This is a genomic window from Bacillus sp. B2-WWTP-C-10-Post-4, assembly GCF_009183805.1.
In the GTDB taxonomy this organism is placed as follows: domain Bacteria; phylum Bacillota; class Bacilli; order Bacillales; family Bacillaceae_G; genus Bacillus_A; species Bacillus_A cereus.
This window is the reverse complement of sequence record NZ_WEII01000239.1, coordinates 1-2178: the sequence shown is the minus strand read 5'-3', so window position 1 is coordinate 2178 and position 2178 is coordinate 1. Positions and strand designations below refer to the sequence as shown.

Here is a 2178-nt window from a genome sequence, read left to right as displayed (position 1 = left end):
AAATTAATTAAACTTTGTTTTAATATATTTATACTTTTCTCATACTCTTCATTTTCTGCATGTATTATAGCAATTGAATTCATTATGCTTATTTCTTTTTCTGATAAAAAGTTAGTACTACTTAAGGTTTGTTTTAGTGCTCTATTTAAAATGTCAAAAGCATTACTTGTTGCTCCATTTACATAATATATAGCAATCGCTTCATGCCATAATAGAAATTGTTTATCTTCTTTTGATTGGAAATTATCATCATTTTTCTCTTTTTTTACTATTTCGTAAAGCTCATTATATTGTTTTTGTTTTACACAATCTCTCATTACACATTTTACATTTTCAATATATTTTATTTTTTTATTTTTGGTTAGTGCGAATATATAATTTGGATCAATACCAAGTCTTTCAGATAATTGATACAACAATATGCTAGATGGATAAATAATACCTTTTTCTATCTTACTAATTTGACTTTGTGAACATATTCCATGACATAATTCAGATTGTGACATGTTTTTTTTCTTTCTAAGTTCTTTAATAATAATACCAAGATTGTAGAATTCCATCTTTCCTCCCTCAAATGTAACACTTTATGAGTATAAGAATATTTTCCAACTTTTAATGTAATGTAAAATTGATATAGTTACAATTACTAATTATATGGATTTATAGTTTCTTTTACAAACTTGTACCACAATACGAGAAATTATTAAAATATGGTTCACTAATAATCAATGTGCGTTTTATTCACCCCCACTGATTATTAGTCCATCCCAGGCAGGCGTTTACAGGGAGTCCGACTTCTTTGCCACATCTAGATTTTGAGGTGGGAGTCTTACTACCCGCAAATAGCCGGATTAAAATAAATATGATTTTTCACCTTTATTTCTTTTAATAGTTTCTTTTGATATTTATATAAATAATTTCGAAGGAGCGTATTTTATGAAAAGAATGTTGACCGAAAGAGAGTTAGAAGTGGCTATTTATGTAGCAAAAGGATATACGGATGCAGAAATTTCCAAAAAAATATATGTTACCCCTCGAAGAATTTCAACGATAATTAATCATATTAAAGAAAAATGGCATATTAATTCTAGAGTGGAATTAGGTATTTTAGTTTATCATTATGGTTTTATAGATGCACCCTTATTTTCAAATAAAAAAATTCAGCTATGTAAAAAGGTTGTACAATAGATAGCGGAATATAACGAGTTTAAATTGCAAATAAAAATAGAAGAGCAAACAAACTTTTATTATTTGGTTTACTCCATCACTTTTTAAATTTCAGACATTAATATAAAAAGGTTAGAGAATTAACTTCTCTAACCTTTTTATATACACTATTAGGTTTCAAACAGTAAAGATGCCCTAATGCTACCATTGATCCTGTTCCCTATTCAACCTTGTATAAACAAAAAAAAATCAGACATTACCACTATTCAAAACCAGTTACAATTCTCTCTTTCATTTTCTGTATTACTTCACTGCTCAATACTTTTTGACCAGCAGGAAGTTTTAATATGGCAGCGGCACCTTTACTAAGGTATATTTCTTGATCATTATTTTGATTTACTACCAATATTCCTTGCCCTTCAAATTCGGAATAACTAATATCTTTTGTTTCATTTGTATTATTTTTTATTGCTTTATATAATCCATATAAATCTTTACTTCTATTTTCTCCGCCCGTTCGAATCGGTTCAGTATCATTCGCAACAATTAGTCCTTCTGGCTGCTCACCCTTCATAATAAACCACAGCTTTTCATTTGTTGGTAATAGTAAATTCTTAAATTCAGAGCTATTTAAAATTTGCTGTGCTGGAATTGTTTCATAGATTGGTAACGAAAATGGGGATGTTGTTATTTTTTCAAAACTTAAATTTTCAGAAGAACTTCCCTTACTATATTGATAATCTTTTAATGCGATCGATTGTACTGATTCACTTTTATTTTTTGATGCATAACTAATTTTACTAGCGAAAATAATAACGGTCATTAAGCACATGCACAGTATCACAAGCTTAAGTAGTTTTCCCATTTATGAACCCCCGCTTTTAATATTATTAGTTTGCATGGATATTATAAACAGTTTCACTCCACCAAAAATTATTATTGTTATGGAACGTACTGAAATTATGATTATAATGATCACCATACCAAGGGTCCATGTATGTTATATAATCT

Annotated in this window: 3 protein-coding genes and 1 pseudogene; 1 reads left to right on the top strand and 3 read right to left on the bottom strand. The window is 28.4% G+C overall.

Translation table 11 applies throughout. The features are described from left to right. Nucleotides 1-560: helix-turn-helix domain-containing protein (locus tag GBN78_RS29520; protein WP_152128023.1), on the bottom strand; the 560-nt coding region annotated here is incomplete at its 3' end. A gap of 376 nt (nt 561-936) precedes the next feature. On the opposite strand from GBN78_RS29520, the gene GBN78_RS29515 reads away from it, so the two are divergent. After that, a complete protein-coding gene (locus GBN78_RS29515; RefSeq protein ID WP_000827560.1) occupies nt 937-1188 on the top strand; it encodes a response regulator transcription factor in 252 nt (83 codons plus the stop codon). 241 nt (nt 1189-1429) lie between these two features. On the opposite strand, the gene GBN78_RS29510 is transcribed toward GBN78_RS29515, so the two are convergent. Continuing rightward, nucleotides 1430-2032: a hypothetical protein gene (locus tag GBN78_RS29510; RefSeq protein WP_000517262.1), complete on the bottom strand. Its 603-nt coding sequence runs from the start codon at nt 2030-2032 to the stop codon at nt 1430-1432. A gap of 25 nt (nt 2033-2057) precedes the next feature. Further along, nucleotides 2058-2178: pseudogene (locus tag GBN78_RS31285) on the bottom strand (papain-like cysteine protease family protein); the annotation flags it as partial.

What these genes read in the sequence shown, in the direction of transcription:
- GBN78_RS29515 (WP_000827560.1), top strand. Translation starts at nt 937, where the DNA reads ATGAAAAGAATGTTGACCGAAAGAGAGTTAGAAGTGGCTATTTATGTA.
- GBN78_RS29510 (WP_000517262.1), bottom strand. Translation starts at nt 2,032, where the DNA reads ATGGGAAAACTACTTAAGCTTGTGATACTGTGCATGTGCTTAATGACC.